The organism is Kibdelosporangium persicum (assembly GCF_013280595.1).
GTDB classification, from domain to species: Bacteria; Actinomycetota; Actinomycetes; order Mycobacteriales; family Pseudonocardiaceae; genus Kibdelosporangium; species Kibdelosporangium persicum.
Genome location: NZ_JAAATY010000029.1, coordinates 47110 through 63624, shown reverse-complemented (window position 1 = coordinate 63624; position 16515 = coordinate 47110). Strand labels below are relative to the sequence as shown.

Annotated in this window: 15 protein-coding genes; 9 read left to right on the top strand and 6 right to left on the bottom strand. The window is 69.2% G+C overall.

Going from position 1 to position 16515, the window contains the following annotated elements; all coding sequences use genetic code 11:
* Positions 1 to 10: 10 nt before the first annotated feature.
* The 3 genes from GC106_RS36320 to GC106_RS36310 form a co-directional block, all read right to left on the bottom strand.
* Positions 11 to 1993 (bottom strand): alpha-1,4-glucan--maltose-1-phosphate maltosyltransferase, encoded by a 1983-nt coding sequence (locus GC106_RS36320; protein WP_173139975.1) that lies wholly within the window; start codon positions 1991 to 1993, stop codon positions 11 to 13.
* A gap of 90 nt (positions 1994 to 2083) precedes the next feature.
* The gene (locus GC106_RS36315) at positions 2084 to 2716 is read right to left on the bottom strand and encodes a DUF3159 domain-containing protein (RefSeq protein WP_173139973.1); all 633 of its coding nucleotides are present in this window, start codon (positions 2714 to 2716) and stop codon (positions 2084 to 2086) included.
* Entirely contained in the window at positions 2713 to 3720 is a 1008-nt protein-coding gene (locus GC106_RS36310; RefSeq protein ID WP_312873171.1) for an FAD-dependent oxidoreductase, read from the bottom strand. Before GC106_RS36310 ends, GC106_RS36315 begins: the two co-directional genes overlap by 4 nt.
* A gap of 95 nt (positions 3721 to 3815) precedes the next feature.
* Between GC106_RS36310 and GC106_RS36305 the strand changes: the two genes are divergently transcribed.
* Positions 3816 to 4421, top strand: a complete 606-nt coding sequence (locus GC106_RS36305) for a TetR/AcrR family transcriptional regulator (protein WP_173139971.1) — start codon at positions 3816 to 3818, stop codon at positions 4419 to 4421.
* A gap of 42 nt (positions 4422 to 4463) precedes the next feature.
* Here the strand turns inward: GC106_RS36305 and GC106_RS36300 are convergent, their stop codons facing one another.
* Positions 4464 to 5684, bottom strand: coding sequence for a cytochrome P450 family protein (locus GC106_RS36300; RefSeq protein ID WP_173139970.1), 1221 nt, complete (start codon positions 5682 to 5684; stop codon positions 4464 to 4466).
* Between the two features lie 274 nt (positions 5685 to 5958).
* On the opposite strand from GC106_RS36300, the gene GC106_RS36295 reads away from it, so the two are divergent.
* Both GC106_RS36295 and GC106_RS36290 read left to right on the top strand, forming a co-directional pair.
* Positions 5959 to 6348 carry a DUF2267 domain-containing protein gene (locus GC106_RS36295; RefSeq protein ID WP_173139969.1) on the top strand — a complete coding sequence of 130 codons (390 nt, stop codon included), beginning with the start codon at positions 5959 to 5961 and terminating at the stop codon, positions 6346 to 6348.
* A 2-nt stretch (positions 6349 to 6350) separates the two neighbouring features.
* Positions 6351 to 6782, top strand: coding sequence for a hypothetical protein (locus tag GC106_RS36290; RefSeq protein WP_173139968.1), 432 nt, complete (start codon positions 6351 to 6353; stop codon positions 6780 to 6782).
* A 9-nt stretch (positions 6783 to 6791) separates the two neighbouring features.
* Here GC106_RS36290 and GC106_RS36285 read toward each other — a convergent pair whose 3' ends face one another.
* Together GC106_RS36285 and GC106_RS36280 are read right to left on the bottom strand one after the other, a co-directional pair.
* A complete protein-coding gene (locus GC106_RS36285) occupies positions 6792 to 6974 on the bottom strand; it encodes a DUF2188 domain-containing protein (protein WP_173139967.1) in 183 nt (60 codons plus the stop codon).
* Between the two features lie 342 nt (positions 6975 to 7316).
* The gene (locus GC106_RS36280; RefSeq protein ID WP_173139966.1) at positions 7317 to 10547 is read right to left on the bottom strand and encodes an AfsR/SARP family transcriptional regulator; all 3231 of its coding nucleotides are present in this window, start codon (positions 10545 to 10547) and stop codon (positions 7317 to 7319) included.
* A gap of 154 nt (positions 10548 to 10701) precedes the next feature.
* Here GC106_RS36280 and GC106_RS36275 point away from each other — a divergent pair, with 154 nt between their 5' ends.
* The 6 genes from GC106_RS36275 (at position 10702) to GC106_RS36250 (ending at position 16488) form a co-directional block, all read left to right on the top strand.
* Entirely contained in the window at positions 10702 to 11682 is a 981-nt protein-coding gene (locus tag GC106_RS36275) for an ABC transporter substrate-binding protein (RefSeq protein ID WP_312873170.1), read from the top strand.
* The gene (locus tag GC106_RS36270) at positions 11679 to 12620 is read left to right on the top strand and encodes an iron chelate uptake ABC transporter family permease subunit (RefSeq protein WP_246367591.1); all 942 of its coding nucleotides are present in this window, start codon (positions 11679 to 11681) and stop codon (positions 12618 to 12620) included. Before GC106_RS36275 ends, GC106_RS36270 begins: the two co-directional genes overlap by 4 nt.
* Entirely contained in the window at positions 12617 to 13582 is a 966-nt protein-coding gene (locus tag GC106_RS36265; protein ID WP_173139965.1) for a FecCD family ABC transporter permease, read from the top strand. The genes GC106_RS36270 and GC106_RS36265 overlap by 4 nt, the downstream gene beginning before the upstream one ends.
* Positions 13579 to 14358 carry an ABC transporter ATP-binding protein gene (locus tag GC106_RS36260; protein ID WP_312873168.1) on the top strand — a complete coding sequence of 260 codons (780 nt, stop codon included), beginning with the start codon at positions 13579 to 13581 and terminating at the stop codon, positions 14356 to 14358. The genes GC106_RS36265 and GC106_RS36260 overlap by 4 nt, the downstream gene beginning before the upstream one ends.
* A 70-nt stretch (positions 14359 to 14428) precedes the next feature.
* Positions 14429 to 15643 carry an MFS transporter gene (locus GC106_RS36255; RefSeq protein ID WP_173139964.1) on the top strand — a complete coding sequence of 405 codons (1215 nt, stop codon included), beginning with the start codon at positions 14429 to 14431 and terminating at the stop codon, positions 15641 to 15643.
* Between the two features lie 500 nt (positions 15644 to 16143).
* Positions 16144 to 16488 (top strand): hypothetical protein, encoded by a 345-nt coding sequence (locus tag GC106_RS36250; protein WP_173139962.1) that lies wholly within the window; start codon positions 16144 to 16146, stop codon positions 16486 to 16488.
* Positions 16489 to 16515 lie beyond the last annotated feature (27 nt).

The window sequence follows — 16515 nt, the reverse complement described above, 5'->3', positions numbered from 1 at the left end:
TTTGTCCCGATCAGCGCACGACCGTGAGGATGTGCGAGACCGCCCGCCACGGCTGCAACCGCACGAAGTTGGCCTGACCCCATGTGTAGCGTTCGCCGGTGATCTCGTCGGCCACGGTGAACTGGTCGTTCCACTGCATGCCGATGGCGGGCAGGTCCAGCCACACCGTGGCTTCCTCGGTGCCGAACGGGTTCAGCGTCACCACGACGATCACAGTGTCCGATGTGGCCGGATCGACCTTCGAGTACGCCAGCATCGCGTCGTTGTCCACGTGGTGGAAACGCAGCGTGCGCAACTGCTGCAACGCGGAGTGGGCGCGGCGGATCTGGTTCAGGCGCGTCAGGAACGGTTCCAGTGACCGGCCTTCGGCGCGTGCGGCGGCGTAGTCACGGGGCCGCAGTTGGTACTTCTCCGAGTCGAGGTACTCCTCACTGCCCTGTCGTAACGGCGTGTCCTCGAACAACTCGTAGCCCGAGTACACGCCCCACGTCGGCGAGAACGTGGCCGCGAGAACCGCGCGGATGGCGAACATCCCCGGCCCGCCCTGTTGCAGCGAGGCGTGCAGGATGTCCTGCGTGTTGACGAACAGGTTCGGCCGTGCCTCGTCGGCGTGCGCCACCAGTTCCTGGCCGAACTCGATCAGTTCCTGTTTGCCGGTGCGCCAGGTGAAGTACGTGTAGGACTGGGTGAACCCGAGCCGCGCCAGGCCGTAGAGCCGGGCCGGGCGGGTGAACGCCTCGGACAGGAACAGCACGTCCGGGTACTGCTCCTTGACCTTCCAGATCAGCCATTCCCAGAAGTTCGGCGGCTTGGTGTGCGGGTTGTCCACCCGGAAGATCCGCACGCCGTGCTCGGCCCAGTGCCGCACCACCCGCAGCACCTCCGCGTAGATGCCCTCGGGGTCGTTGTCGAAGTTGAGCGGGTAGATGTCCTGGTACTTCTTCGGCGGGTTCTCCGCGTAGGCGATCGATCCGTCCGGCAGGGTGGTGAACCACTCTGGATGCCGCTTGACCCACGGGTGGTCCGGCGCGGCCTGCAACGCCAGGTCGAGCGCCACCTCGAGGCCCAGGTCCGCCGCGGCCGCGACGTAGTCGTCGAAGTCCGCCATGGTGCCCAGTCGCGGGTGGATGGCGTCGTGCCCGCCGTCGGCCGACCCGATCGCCCACGGCGAGCCGACGTCGTCCGGCTCGCGGTGCAGGGTGTTGTTGCGGCCCTTGCGGTTCACCTCGCCGATGGGATGGATGGGAGTGAGGTAGACGACGTCGAACCCCATCGCGGCCACGCGCGGCAGGTCCTCGGCCGCGGTCTTGAACGTGCCGTGCACCGGACGCCGCTCGGCGTCCCAGCCACCCGTGGACCGGGGGAACAGTTCGTACCAGGACCCGAACAGGGCCCGTTGCCGGTCGACGTAGACCTCGTGGCGTTCGCCTTCGGTGATGAGCTCACGGACCGGGTCCTCGGTCATGATCCGCTCAACCGGCGGTGACAGGGCCAGGGTCAGCCGGTCCGCCAGCGGGCGCTCGGTGTCCCGCAGGGCGGCGGCCGCCAGCGTGAGCAGTTGCCGGCTCTCGCCGCCGCGGTCGGTGGCGTACCGCGGGCGCTCGGCGACCGTGCACAGCAGCCGCGCGCCGATCTCCAGGTCGTTCGCCATCTCCTCGGCGTTCTGCCCGGCCGCCGCCTTGACCTCGGCGGCGTGCCGCCAGGTGGACCACGGGTCGCTCCACGCTTCGATGTGGAAGGACCACATGCCGGTCTCGTCGGGCACGACCGTGGCGAGCCAGCGGTCGGGTTCCTCGGGATGAGGGCTCATGCGCACGGTCCGGGGCGCTGTGCCGCCGGGTCCCTGCCAGACGACGCTGGCCGCGACCGCGTCGTGCCCTTCACGCCAAACGGTGGCGTGGATGGGAAGGCATTCGCCGACGACGGCCTTGACGGGGTAACGCCCGCACTCCACGTGGGGCGTCACGTGGTCGATGCCGAGCCGTCCAGTCATCAGATTCCCTCCGCGTCAACTCCTCGGCGCGTCACCACAAGGCAATCGGGTTCACCGACAACTGTGCCTGGTCCCGGCCGAATTCGCAGATCAACCAGACGTGCGTCCGGTGAACAAGTCCGCTTCGACTCGCAGGATCCGCCAGCACAGGTACGCACAGATGCCCATCGCCGGAGTGTTGACCAGTGTGCTCGCGATGCCGAGGGCGACAACCTGCCCTTCCAGGTACAGCGGAAGCTGGACGGCGGTGGAGACGACGAACTTCGCCAGGAAGATCCCGGTGCACGCCTGGTAACGCCGCAGCCGTACCCGATCCCGCCGCCACCCGAACCGTTCACCCCGCACCGCCCCCACGGCCAGTCCGATCACCGGCCACCGCACGAGCATGGACACCAGGACGACAGCTCCGGCGCCCGCCGACATGACCACCCCGGAGAGGTAGAAGTCCACTCCGTGCCCGGTGCTGCCGGCCAGCACCGCCGAAAGCGTCACGATCACCAAGGGGATCAACGCCTGCCAGACCTTGCGGTCGGTCCAGAACCGCGCCACCGCGAACACCAGCACACCACCGACCGCCACCAGCGCGGACGTCGTCACGTGATCAGTCAGGAGGTAGACGATCAGGAACAGTGTCTTCGACGCGACGCCTTCGGCGACCGTGCGCCACCCGCCCACCGCGGCGAACAGGGACAGCGACTTCTGGGTGAGAGCGCTGAAGTTCATGCGCTGACCCGCCGCGCCGCGTCCTCGTATTCGCCGATCGCGGTGAGCAGATCCTGTTCGCCCCTGGCGGCTTTGGCCAGTGCGTCACGCAGGCGGTGCGCGTCCTGCGTCGCGAGGTTGCCGCCGAAGCCGGGGGCGGCGTGCAGTGCGTCGCCGAGCAACGTGACGGGTCCGGCGGGCCATTCGGGCAGGGGAGGGATCATCCCGAGCCGGAGCGCGACCGTGACGTCCTGCCAGGCTTCGTCGACGACCAGCCGCAACGTCGGATGCAGCTCCCTGGCCAGTTCCGTGGCGGAGGCGGGCCGCTCCTGGGTGAAGGGCAGCGCCCACATCACGTAGTCCTCGGCATCGGTCACCGGTTCGGCGAACCTGTGCACCGCCAGGACCATTCCCTTGGCGTTGCCGGGATTGTGGCCGATCAGATCGGGCAGTCCGGTGCCTGCCACGGCACGCAGCGGCGTCGCGCCCATCAGCATGCGCTTACCGGTGTCGACCACCTGGACGTCCGGCAGGTGCTGGCGGCGGACGGCCGAACCGATCCCGTCCGCGCCGACCAGGACGTCGGCGCGATCCGTGCTGCCGTCAGCGAACCACGCCTGGACAGTGCCATCCGCCTGTTGCTCGAACCGCGTGAACTCCGCGCCGAACCGCACGGTGTTCTCCAGCCCGGTCAGCATGATCGCGCGCAGCAGCCGTCGGTTGACCTGTCGTCCGGGCCGCGGGGACGGTCGCGTGCGCACGACTTCCAGCTCGCCGTCTACTTCGGACAGGAACTGGATTCGGTCCCGTTGCCCGCCCATGGTGGCCTCGACCATGGCGACGTGTTGCGGCGACAGGCAGGCCCGCAGCGCGGTCATCGCCCGGTCGTCGAACTGCAGGCTCACGCCCTGCGGACGACCTTGCGCGCTGTCCCGCTCGTACACCACCACGTCGATCCCGGCTCTGCGCAAGCCGTGGGCCAGCGTCAGCCCGCCGAGCCCGGCACCGATCACGATCACCCGCACGACAACCACCCCGGTTTCTTCATCGCCTGATGAAGTTCACCGTACACGAATCTTCATCAGCCGATGAAGAAAACTCCGATAGACTCGTCCGCGTCATGGCAGAACACAGTTCCCCCGCCCGCCCCGGCCGATGGCGATCCGGCGCGGAAAGCAGGCAGCGCATCCTGGACGCCGCCCGCGCGCTGTTCCGTGAGAACGGCTACGGCGGCACCACCGTGCGCGCGGTCGCCGCCAGGGCGGACGTCGACCCGGCGATGGTGTTCTACTTCTTCGACACGAAGAAGGGCCTGTTCGCCGCCGCGACCGAGATGCCGGCGCACCTCCCGCCCGCGCTCGAATCGATCTTCGCCGGGGGGCTGGACGGCATCGGCGAACGCGTGATCCGCACGTTGCTGGAGAACATGGACAAGTCCGACCGCACCCCGCTCGCGGTGCTCACCCGGTCGGCGCCCACCCATGAGGAGTCTGAGGCACTGCTGCGCGAGTTCATCGACCGGGAGATCAACGGGCGGCTGGTCGAACTGCTCGACGTGCCGGACGCCGCACTGCGCGTGGGCATGCTGAACGTGCAGATCCTGGGACTCGCGGTGGCGCGCTACATCTTCAAGATCGAGCCGATCGCCTCAGCGCCCGTCGACGAGCTGGTGGCCCGGTTCGGGCCGATGGTGCAGCAGTTCCTCACCGGCCGCTCCCCCTCGTGAGTGTTTATCAGGGTTAGAACGCCGATAAACCCTCACGAGGGGTTAGCTGGGGGTTGGGTGGACGGGCAGGGCGTACAGGCCGCGCATGATCGGGCTGGGCCACCACACCAGTTCCTCGGCGGGGACGGCCAAGCGCATGTTCGGCAGCGTGCGCAACACGGTGCCGATCGCCGCGGTCGCCTCCATCCTGGCCATCGCCGCGCCGATGCAGACGTGCGGGCCGTGCCCGAACGCCAGGTGCCTGTGATCCCGTTCCCGCGGCTGGAACGTGTCCGGGTCGGCGAACACTCCCGGGTCACGGTTGGCGCTGAGCAACGAGATCAGCACCGCGTCGCCGGGGTTCACCGGCTGACCGGCCAGTGTCATCGGCTCGGTGACGAACCGCCAGGTGGCGTTGCGGGTCGGCGGGTCCAGGCGCAGTGACTCCTCGATGATCGCGGGCAGCAGGCCCGCGTCGGCGCGCGCCGCGTCCGCGTACCGCGGATGCGTCAGCAGCGCCAGCAACGCGTTGCCGATCAGCGCCACCGTGGTCTCGTGCCCGCCGATCAGCAGCAGGAACACCGTGGAGGTCAGTTCGTCGGCGCTCAGCGTGCCCGCCTGCTGCTGCGCGATCAGCTCGCTGATCAGGTCCTCGGCCGGGTCCCGGCGTTTGCCCGCCACGACCTTGACCACCAACGCCTCCAGCGCGTCGGTGGCTTCCAGCACGGAGTGCACCGCGGTGTCGTCGGACGAGTCGATCACCTTCGCCCAGCGGTGGAGTTCGGCACGGTCCTGTTCCGGCACGCCGAGCAGATCGCACAGGATCGTGATGGGCAGGGGATACGCCAGGTCCTCGATCAGGTCGGCGGTGTCCTTCCGCAGGATCGCGGCCAGCAGTTCGTCAGTGACCTGCTGGGTACGCACGCGCAGCTGTTCCATCCGGCGCGGGGTGAACGCGCCGCGTACCGCACGCCGCAGCCGGGCGTGGTCCGGCGGATCGGTGTTCACCATGTTCCGCACGAGCGAGGCCCGGTGGTCCAGCGGCAGGCCCATCCCGGACCGCTGCCACTCGACGTTGCCCTTGCGCGGGTTCTTCGCCAGCCGGGGATCGGCCAGCGCGGCGACAGCGTCGTCGTAGCGGGTGACGAACCACGCCCACGCCCCGCCCGGGAAGGCCAGGCGGTACACCGGGGCGTTCTCGCGCAACCACTGGAGCGCGGCGGCGGGATTCCGATCGAACTCCGGACCGAACAGGGCGGGCGCTTCGTCGGAATGAGAAGACATGTCTGTCACCTTGCCAGAGCCTGTCAGGTTCTGGGTGTGCCGAACGTGGCCACGGATCGGTTGACGCCGGCCGGGTGACTGTGTTCGTCGACGACCCTCGACGTGGACCGCATGGTCTTCCGGGAACCGGCACCCCTGAGCCTTGCGGGCGTGGTGCTGGTGCGTTCCGGCGACCCACGGTCGTCCATCGAGGACTTCACCGCCCAAGCCTGACCATGTGTCGCACCGCCCGTACGGGGTACGCGGAGGGGGAGGTGTGACGACAGGAGGTGCGATGAAGGAGCACGAGATCGCGTCGGCCGTGCGAGGAAAGGCCGGACTGGAGGACGACGAGCACGCGACCGCGGCCACCAGGGCGACTTTGTCGGTGTTGGGGGAGCGGTTGAGCGGAGCCGAGTCAGGCGGCCTGTCTCCCGCGCTCGCCGAGGCGCTTCCCGTTGCCGACCAGGGCGCCACCTTCGGCGTGGAGGAGTTCTACCGTCGTGTGGCGCAGGTGGAGGACCGCGGCTGCACACACGACGGCGCCCGTGAGCACGCCCGTGCCGTGGTGGCCGCGCTGAAGGGCGGCGTGTCGCCGGGGGAGTTCGACGACCTGACCGCCCAGTTGCCGGCGGACTACCGGCAGGACCTGCTCTCGACGGCAGGCCTCGAGGGCCGGACCTGACCATGGGCTATTCCGGCACGTTGCTGTACGACGGCCGGCAGTGGACGCGGTGGCGGTCCGGTGACACACCGGACGTCGCCGGCCCCTGGCTGGTGGTCGACGTGCACGACAGCGAGTTCACGACGCTCGAATACCACCCGGAAGGGCCGGGGAGCGGTGTCGCTCACCTCGGCGACACGCCCGCTGACGTCACCGTCGACGTGCCCCGTGAAGCGCGTGGCCTGGCAGCGTGGTGGGCGGAGGTGCACGGCGAAACGGACGACGAAGCCGTGCGCCGAACCGAAAGCGTGATCACGGATTACCTCGTCGACCGGCAGGCACGGCGTGGCCACGACGGTGACGAGGTCGACGAGGGCGAGGTCTACGCGGAGATCAGGACGACGCGGCTGCTCGTCGCGCTCGGCCTGCCCGTGCCGGACGAACTGGTCCGCTGACGTCCGCGCTCATTTCCTGATCGTGCCGTCCGGGTTCTTCACGACGTGCTCCAGGCCGAGCCTGCGGGCCATCTCCTGGCCGTGGGCCTCGGCTTCGGCCTTGGTCGAGTGCCTGCTGGAGGCCCGCATGTTGCCGGCGATCCGGTTCTTCCACATGCCTTCCTGGTAATAGGTCTCGACCCTGCGCTTCATGCCCGTGTCTCTCCTGGTGGCCCGCGTGCGGATCCGGTCCACATAGGAGTTACCCCAAGCGCGGGCCGGCACACCGGCCAGTCGTGCAACCATCGCCGGACGGCCGAGACTGCGCGAACCGGACGCCGTCGACGCGTACGCCCGTAAGACCTTGCTCCGATGCTGGATGAACGAGCGTCGGCGTCCGTGGCGTCGGTCCGAGTCACGTGACGGTGTGGTTCCCGACCTGCCTGCCGCCGACGCTGATCCGTCCCTGCGGATCGGGCAGGCGTTCCGCTCACCGCGGACGAGCTGGTCAAGTTCGCCACCGTCTTCACGTACTGAGACAAGGGGCCCTTCGGCTTACTCCGCCTTGATCTTCCGCCGTAGCTCAATGGCTTCCGGTGAACCGATGCCGGTGAAGAGTTCGACTGCTTCCTGCCAGTGCGGCAGCGCGGACCTGGTTCCCTCGACCTGGCACACCGCGTCGCCCAACGTGCGCAGAGTCCGTGCGATCCCCAGGCGGTAGCCGGTTTCCCGGTGCACGGCCAAAGCCTGGCGCGCAAGGGAAACGGCCTCGGCGCCAACGGCGAGGGCGTTGAGCGCCAAGGCGGACAGAGCCTGGCCTTCGAGCAAGCGGTGGCCGGTCTCCAGAGCGCGGCTGAGAGCGAGGTTCGCCGTGGACGAAGCCTCGGCGTACGAACCCAAAGCGACGTTCGCGTTGGCGATGCCGACCAGCGCGTCGAGGTCGCTGGACAGGCCGGCGGTGACGGCGATCTGGTGTGCCTCGCTGTGGCACGCCAGAGCCGCCGAGGGCTCACCTTGGAGGTGGTGGACTGTGCCCAGGGTGTTCAGCGCCGCCGATTCGACGCGGAGGCTGTCGATTTTCCGCGCCAGCTCCAGTGCCTCGGTCGCGGTCTGCCGTGCCTCGCGGTATCGGCCTGCGTCGGCGTGGATCGAGGCGAGGCTGTCCAGGGCGCTGGCTTGGCCGAGGACGTCGTCGGTGCCGCGGTACAGGGCCAGGGCTTCGGTGACGTGCCCGGTGGCGTCGGTCAGCTTGCCGAGCAGCCGGTCCGTGTTGCCCAGGCACTGCAGGACCATCGCCGTGCCGCTGGGGGATTCCACCCGCCGCCCGGCCAGCCACGCCCGGCGGAACGACTCGGCGGCTTGCCGCAGGTCACCCAGCATCGCCTGCGCACCGCCGAGGTTCACCAGATCCAGCACCTGTTTGTGCGGCTGGTCCTGCCGGACGTTGATCTCCAGCGCCTCGGTGAAGCTGTCGATCGCCGCACGCAACCGGCCCGACTCCCGGTAGATGACGCCCAACGTGCCCAACGCGGTGGACTCGGCGTCCAGCCAGCCCGCCTGGCGCGCCAGTGAACGTGCCGCCTCGTGGTGTTCACGGGCTTGAGCGTGCCTGCTGCGGACGGAGTACGCGTCGCCCAGGCTGAGTTCGGCGGCACACGCCAGCATGGGATCCGAGGCGGCCTGCCGTGCGGCAGTGGCCACGGCAAGCCATTCGGAGACGAAGCCGCGGCCGTAGAAGTAGCCGCGCAGGGTGTCCGCGAGCAGGCACAGGGTCTGGTGGTGTCCTTCGCGTGCGCAGAAGTGGATCGCGGCGATCACATTGGGCAGTTCGCTGTCCAGCCAGCGCGAGGCCGTGCCGGTGTCGGGGAACTCGGTGACCACGAGTCCGGGCGGCGGCGCGGGCAGAGGCAGCCGGATCTTGTGCGGATAGAGCCTGCGGGCCGCGGCATCGGCGTTGTGGAGGTAATACGCGAGCAGGCGGTGGACGTCCTTGTCCGTGGCGCGTGCGATGGCGTACAAGCGAAGCAGGTCGTGCAGTCGGTACCGGCCGGGCGCGTGCCGCCGGACGAGGTGGGCGGCTTCGAGCCGGTCCAGCCCGGTCTCGGTGTCGGGCACCGGCAAGCCGGTCAGCACCGCCGCGACCGCTGCCGTGAAATCCGGTCCTGGCACCAGACCCAGCCGGCCGAACAGGTGCTGGTGGTCGGCGGTGAGCGTCCGGTACGACAGGTCGAACGCGGTCTCGACGGCGGCGCGTGAATCCTCCGGGATCGCCAGCATGCCCAGGCGGTTGCCCTCGTCGAGGGCACGCACGTACGTCTCGATCGGTTCCGTCGGACGGGCGGCGAGGTGCGCTGCCGCGATGCGCAGGGCCAGCGGAAGGTGGCCGCACAGCCGGGCCAGGTCTTCCGCCGCGCCGCGTTGGGACTCCACCCGTGACGTGCCGAGAACCCGGCTCAGCAGAGTGAGCGACTCCATGGGCGTCAACGTGTCCAGACGCAGCGGCACGGCGCTGTCCAACGCGGTCAGGCCACGCAGGTCGTCCCGGCTGGTGACCAGCACGGCGCTGCCCGCGGCCCCAGGCAGCAACGGCCGCACCTGGTCCGCTGAGCTCGCGTTGTCCAGGACCACCAGCACTCTGCGGCCCGCCGTCCGCGAGCGGTACAGCAGGACGGCTTCGTTCTCGTCGGCCGGGACCTGGGTCGGCGCGACGCCAAGGGCCCGCAGGAACAGCGCGAGCGCGTCCACCGGCCGCATCGGCTCGCTCTGGTGGTATCCCTGCAGGTCGACGTACAACTGCCCGTCCGGATAGCGCGTAGACACCTGATGGGCGCAGTGCACGGCCAGTGCCGTCTTGCCCGCACCGGCGACGCCCGAGATCACCGTGACGGTCACCGTTGTCGGAGCGCCGGACAGCAGTTCGGTCAACCGCCGTACCTCGACGGCCCGGCCGGTGAAACCCGCGGGCTCAGCGGGCAGATGCGAGGGCAGCGCGACGACCGGGCGAGGACGGGCGGCGGCGGGAGCGGCCAGGGAAGCGTCGTTGCGCAGGATGGCCACTTCGAGTTCGCGCAACGATGGACCCGGGTCTATGCCCAGCTCGTCGTGCAAGTGACGACGTGTACGGCGGCACACGTCCAGCGCCTGGCTGGACTGGTCACTGCGGTAGAGGGCTAGGGCGAGCTGTCCCGCGGTGCGCTCCCGTGCCGGGTCCACCTCGAGCCGCCCGGTCAGCACTTCGACCAAGTCCCTGTGCTGCCCCAGCCGCAGCCGGATTTCGGCCTGTTCCTCCTCCGCGTTCAGCCGCGCTTCCACCAGCTCGGCACACAGCTGACGCCGCACGAAGTCCGACGCCACACCGTCCAGGGGTGCTCCGCGCCAAAGGGTGAGCGCCCGGTCGTACAAGGCAACGGCATGATCGTCCTGCCCGGCGGCCCGCGCCTGCGCCAGCAACGCGGTGAAACGGTGGACGTCGACCAGCGCCGGGTCGACGCGCAGCAGGTAGCCCGAGCCTTCGCTGTCCAACGACACACCGTGATCGGGTCCGTCGGTCGCGGCCAGGACGGCCCGCAGCCGGGAGATCCGGCCGTGGATCGCGGTGCGTGCCGTGGGTGGCGGGGAGTCCGGCCAGGTCAGGTCCACGAGCCGGTCGAGCGGAACGGGCCGGTTCGGGGTGAGCAGGAGCACGGCGAGCACCAGGCGCTGTTTGGGTGGCCCGAGTTCCAGCCGGGTGGTTCCGCGGTACGCCTGTACCGGGCCCAGCAAGCCGAACTCGAACACCGGGCGCACTCCGCCAATCTACGCGACCACCGTGGCCACTTCACGAGAAGCCCAGGTCATCGGGGCCCTCGGAGGCTCATCACACCGGCAGGCGCGGAGCTTGACCGGATCATTGTCGAACACGATAATGACGATCGTTTCCATCTCAACGTGAGGATCGATCGTGAAGCGAGTGGCCCTGTTCGCCCTCTTAGCGCTGGTCGTGGGTTGCTCGGCCCCGGTGGCCCAAGGCGGTGCCCCTGAGCGGCGCGCCGAGACCCCGGTGATCGACCGGACCGTCCAGCCGCTGCAAGCAAGCCTGACGGTGACCGTCGGCGGCAAGCCGCTGACGCTGCCCAAAGCACCCGAACGCATCGTGTGCCTCAACGGGATGTGCGACGACGTGCTGACCGAGCTGGGCATTGTGCCTGCCGCGACAAGCAATCCGACGCTGCTGACGCACCCGGCGCTGCTGGGCGAGCGGGGCGCGGCCGTGCCGGTGGTGAAGGGCACGTTCGGGTCCGAGGACGTCGAAAGCATCAGTGCGCTGCGGCCCGATCTGGTGATCGGCCTGCCGGGCGTGCACGACGGGCTTCGCCCGGCGGTGGAGAAGTTCGCGCCGCTGTGGCTGGTCGAGCCGGCGACCTGGACGGAGTCCGTGGAATCCCTGCGGGCACTGGGCGCGCTCACCGGCCGGACGGACGCCGCGACCAGCGCCGAGCAGCGGTTCCGGGACAGGCTCGCGAGTGCTGTCGCCACCACGCACCAGAACAGCCAGGCGCAGCGGAAGGTGCTGCTGATGTACGGCAGCGCCGACTCGATCGGCGTGGACACCAGTGACTCGCTCAAGGGCCACCTGCTCGGCCAGCTGTTCACGTATCCCTTCCCCGCCAAGGGAACCGACGTCACGACCGCGAGCAACTACAGCGTCGAGGAGCTGCTGGCCAAGCAGCCGGACGTGGTGTTCGTGTACTCGTTGCTGTTCTCCAGCAACGACCGCACGTTGAGCGCCCAGCTCGCGGACAACGCGGTGTGGCGCCAGATCCCAGCCGTCCAGCAGGGACACGTCCACGAGATGCACGCGAAACTGTGGGGTTCCGGCCGGGGCACGCGCAGCCTCACCGCCGTGATCGACGAGGCCCTCGCCAAGGTCCCCGCGAATTGATCCGCGGTTTCCTGGCCGTCCTCGCTGTCCTGCTGATCATCGGCTCGCTCATGCTGGGGACCCCGTTCGTCGGGGTGAACCGGCTTTTCGCGGGCGGCATCGAGCACATCGTCGTCGTGGAACTGAGGGCGCCGCGGCTGTTGCTCGGGCTGCTGGCGGGCGGCGCGCTCGGCGTCGCCGGGCTGATGCTCCAGGAGTCGCTGCGCAACCCGCTGGCCGTACCGGAACTCCTTGGCGTTTCCGGTGGTGCCGCCGCCGCGGTGACCGTCTGTGTCGTTTTTGGACTCACCGTGCCGGGCGCGCCGCTGCTTCCGGCCGTGGCCGGGGCGGCCGTCGGTGCGGGACTGACATTGCTGGCGGTGCGGGGCGCGGTCGGGCCGGAGGCGACGTTGCTGATCGGTGCGGCCGTGAGTGCCGCGCTGCAAGCCGTCCTGCTGGCCGCGTCAGCCCTCGCGGACTCCCGTGATCAGGGCGTCCTGGTGCGGTACCTGCTCGGTTCCCTGACCGGGACGGACTGGGCTGACGTCCTGGTGGTGGGAATCGCGCTGGCCGTGGTCACGCCGCTCGCGGTCCTGTGCCTGCCTTCGTTGAAGGTACTGCGGCTGGGTGACGAGGCGGCGGCATCGGCCGGGTTGAACGCCGGACGCGCCCGGGTCGTGGTGCTCACGGTGTCCTGTCTGCTGATCGCTGTCGTTGTCGGGTTCTGCGGCCCGATCGCCTGGATCGGATTCCTCGCGCCGCAACTGGCCCGCGCGCTCGGGACGGCGTCGGCGTTCTGGTCGATGGTGTTCGGCGCCCTGCTCGTCGTCGCGGCGGACCTGGCGGCACGGACGGTGCTCTATCCGATCGAACTTCCGGTCGGTGGCCTCACCGCCGTCATCGGTGTCGCGGTCGGAATCCTTGTGCTGTCCCGCAGACGAAGGCGGGTGCCGGCATGAAGTGGCTCATTCCGATGGTCGTGGTCACGGCCGTGCTGGCGTTCGTCCAGTTGCTCACCGGGTCGTCGATGTCTCCGGTGACGGCATTGGCGGCACTGTTCGGCGGGGACGGCACCGAGCGGCAGATCATCGTCGAACTTCGGGCGCCGCGTGTCCTCGTCGGCCTGGGCGCCGGAGCGTGTCTCGGAGTGGCCGGCACGATTCTCCAGTCGACGCTCCGCAATCCCCTGGCGTCACCGGAAGTCACGGGGGTGGGTTCGGGCGCGATCCTCGGCGCGGTGGTCGCGACGACGATCGGCAGCGAGTCACCGATCGAGATGGTCGTGCTCGCCCTGCTGGGCGGCATGCTGGGCGGCGGAGTGCTCTGGCTGGTGGCGTCGCTGCGCGGCTCGGATCCGTTGGGGCTCGCGGTGATCGGCGTCCTGCTGTCGGCGATGCTCGCGGGCGCCACACTCATCCTGCTCACCGCGCGTCCTCAGTTGGCCGGCGCGATGACTCAATGGCTTGTCGGCAGCTTGAACGGGCGAACCTGGGAACACTGGTCGGCGTTGTGGCCGTTCCTGGTGATCGGCCTGGCGGGCGCGTTCCTGGTGACGGTCGTGCTCGGCGTTCTCGCCGTCGACGACGACCACGCCAAGGCTGTCGGCGTTTCGGTCACGCCATGGCGCATCGTGGTGTTGATGCTGGCCGTGCTGACGACATCGGTGGCCGCGGCGACCACCGGCGCATTGGTGTTCGTGGGCATGCTCGCACCGCACGCGGCACGTGCGCTGGTCGGTAGTGACCAACGGGTCGCTCTGCCTCTGTCCGCTCTCATCGGCGCGGCGACTGTGGCGGCGGCCGACATCGTCGCCCAGAACGCCAGTCTCCCGGCAGGCGCGGTCACGGCGGTCGCCGGTGCGGTGGTCATGATTCACGTGGCGAAGCGGACATCCGCGGCGACGGTGGGAGGTATGCGGTGATCGAGGCCGAGGACATCACTGTCCGCTTTGGATCCAGGACCGTCCTCGACGAGGTCTCGGTCACGGTGGAACGCGGGGAATGGCTGGCCTTGGTCGGCCGCAACGGATGCGGGAAGTCCACGTTGCTGCGCGTGCTCGCCGGTCTGCTCCCGCCTGCGGACGGTGTCGTGAGAATCCAGGGCGATCCGCTGAAGTCGCTGTCGCGCAGGGAGATCGCCCGCCGGGTGGCCATCCTGTCGCAGTCGATGCCGCCTGTCGGCGCGATGACCGTCAGCCAACTCGTCCGGCAGGGGCGATACGCGGTGCGCGGGCCGTTGGGCATGCTGGGCAACGGCCAGGATGCCGCGGAGCGCACGGCGATGGCCGACACCGCGGTGCTGGACCTGGCCGACGCCCAGGTGGATCACTTGTCGGGCGGGGAAAGGCAGCGCGCGAGGCTGGCGTTGGCGCTCGCCCAGGACGCTCCGGTACTGCTGTTGGACGAGCCGACGACCTACCTCGATGTCCGGCACCAACTGGAAGTGCTGGAGCTCGTGCGCCGGTTGCAGCGGGAACGTGGGCTCACCGTCGTCACGGTCCTGCACGATCTGAGCCAGGCCGCGCGGTACGCCGACCGGATCGTGGCGTTGCGCGACGGAGTGGTCCACACGCAGGGACCTGCCGACGAGGTCGTCGACGCCGGCCTGCTGCACGCGGTCTTCGGAGTGAAGGGACGGGTCTGGCTGGACGACCTCACCGGCAAGCCGATGTGCTCCTATGACGCCGCTTCGAGCTGACGCGGGGTACGACCCGTCTTCTTTTCCGCATGTGGATGAAAACGGTAACTGTTTTCGTTAGGCTGCTGCTGTGACACAGGACGCCACGCGAGTCGATCTCCGCACCGACAGGGACTTCCGGCGCTACATCGGGGCACGGGCGGTGTCACTGGTCGGGAGCCTGGTCTCCATCGTGGCGCTGCCGGTCCTCGTCTACCAGCTCACCGGGTCGTCCGCGTGGACGGCGGCGGTCGCGGCGAGCGAAGCGGCGCCGTACCTGGTGTTCGGGCTGGTGGCCGGTGCGGTGGCCGACCGGGTACGGCGCCGGGAACTGATGGTGCGCATGGAGATCGTCACCGGAGTCGCGCTGGCGAGCATCCCGATCGCCTGGTACAGCGGTGTTCTGACCGCCACGCAGGTGATCGTCGTCGGCTTTGTCGTGCAGACCTGCTTTGTCTTCTTCGACGCCGCCAACTTCGGCGCCTTGCCCACGCTCGTCGGCAAGGAACGCCTCACCTCCGCGTTCTCCACGCTCTACGCCACCACGACCTCCATCGAGCTGGTCGTGCCCGCCTTGGCGGGCGTGCTTGTCGCGTCGTTGGCCCCGGCGGCGCTGGTCAGCGTGAACGTGGTCACCGCGGTGGCCGCGGCGATGCTGGTCGCCGGTATCCGCGCTCCGCTGTCCGTGCCCACTCGCGGGAAGGTGGACATCGCCACGGGCCTGCGGTTCCTCTGGCAGAACAAGGTTGTCCGGACGCTGACGTTCGTGGGCACGACCCATGCCGTGGGGGCCGGGGCGTGGGTGGCGATGCTCGTTCCCTGGGCGGACAAGGTTCTGGGGATCGCGCCGTCGGGCGATGTCAGGCTTGGCGCGCTGTTCAGCTGCTGGGGCGTGGGCGGGCTGGCCGCGTCACGCCTTGTGCCGATGCTGAGCAGACGGTTCCGGCCCGCGCGGGTGACGCTGGGTGCGTTGCCGATCTCGCTGGTGTGCGGGCTGCTTGTTCTCGCCAGCTCGTACTGGCTCGTCGCGCTGCCTGCGGCCGTGCTGTGGGGCGCCGCTCATTCGACGGTCGTGCTCAACGCGATCACGTACCGGCAGCAGGAGATCCCGGTGGAACTACAGTCACGCGTCAACACCACGTGCCGGATGTTGTCGTGGGGCATCGGCCAGCCGCTGGGGGCCGCCTTGGCAGGCTTCGTCTCGGTGTCGGCGGGTCCCCGTGGCGGCCTCGCCGCGGGCTTGTGCGTGCTCGCGGCCGGCGTGGCGGCCGCGTGGATCACGCCCGTGCTGCGGCGTAACGCGTGATTCCCGGCTTGGCCTTCGTCCGGCCGACGACGCGACGCCCCTCTGGAGCGAGGCAGGCAGGGCCGAAGGCCACCCGCCCGGTCGCCTGATCAGGGGATTATCCGCCCCCGTTGCCTCCGTTGCCGATATTCTGGCAACAGAGGGAACATTGGCAACTGACGGCGGCGGAGGGGCGAGTGGAGGCCACAGCGTGCCGTATCGGGACAGCAAGGTGCTTGTGGACATCGGTGACGCTTCCGGGAATTCCTGTCAGATCGCAGCCGGTGTGGTCGCCGTCCCGCCCCGCACGAGCTTGGCTCACGTCGTCGTCGATCGACTGATCAGCACGCCCAGAGACGACCGCGATGTGCTCGTCCGGGCACTCGCCGGACTTCATCGCCGGCGACGGCTGCCTGGCCGCCATGGGTGTTGTGTTCGTCGTTGAGGTCATGTCATGGCGATCCGCGTCGTGCGGCGCCCAAGTCTCCGGGAACGAACTGCCTTCGAACGAGGTGCATCTGATGACGTACGTATTCGCCGCGGTGATGAGAGACGCGATGACGGAACGTCTTGCCGGGCTGGAAAGACTGGCGAGCAATGCCGACTTCGCCACGAGTGTGACACCCGCGACGACCGAGCTGGGAACCCTGGCCTCGGCCATGCGGGAGATCCTGGACCTGCATCAGCCCGACCGCAAAGGCCGGTGCCGCAGTTGCGCCGGGCTGCTGCGCAATCACAGGTTTCCCTGCCGTATCTGGCGGATCGCGCACCACCACCTGCTTATCCCCTCGCAGTCTTCGTTGCTTCACGCAGGGCGCTCGACGTGGGAAGCGTCGGATTCGGTGCCGTGGCCGACGAACACGTAACGGCTACGTGGCAGGACGAGACGTGGT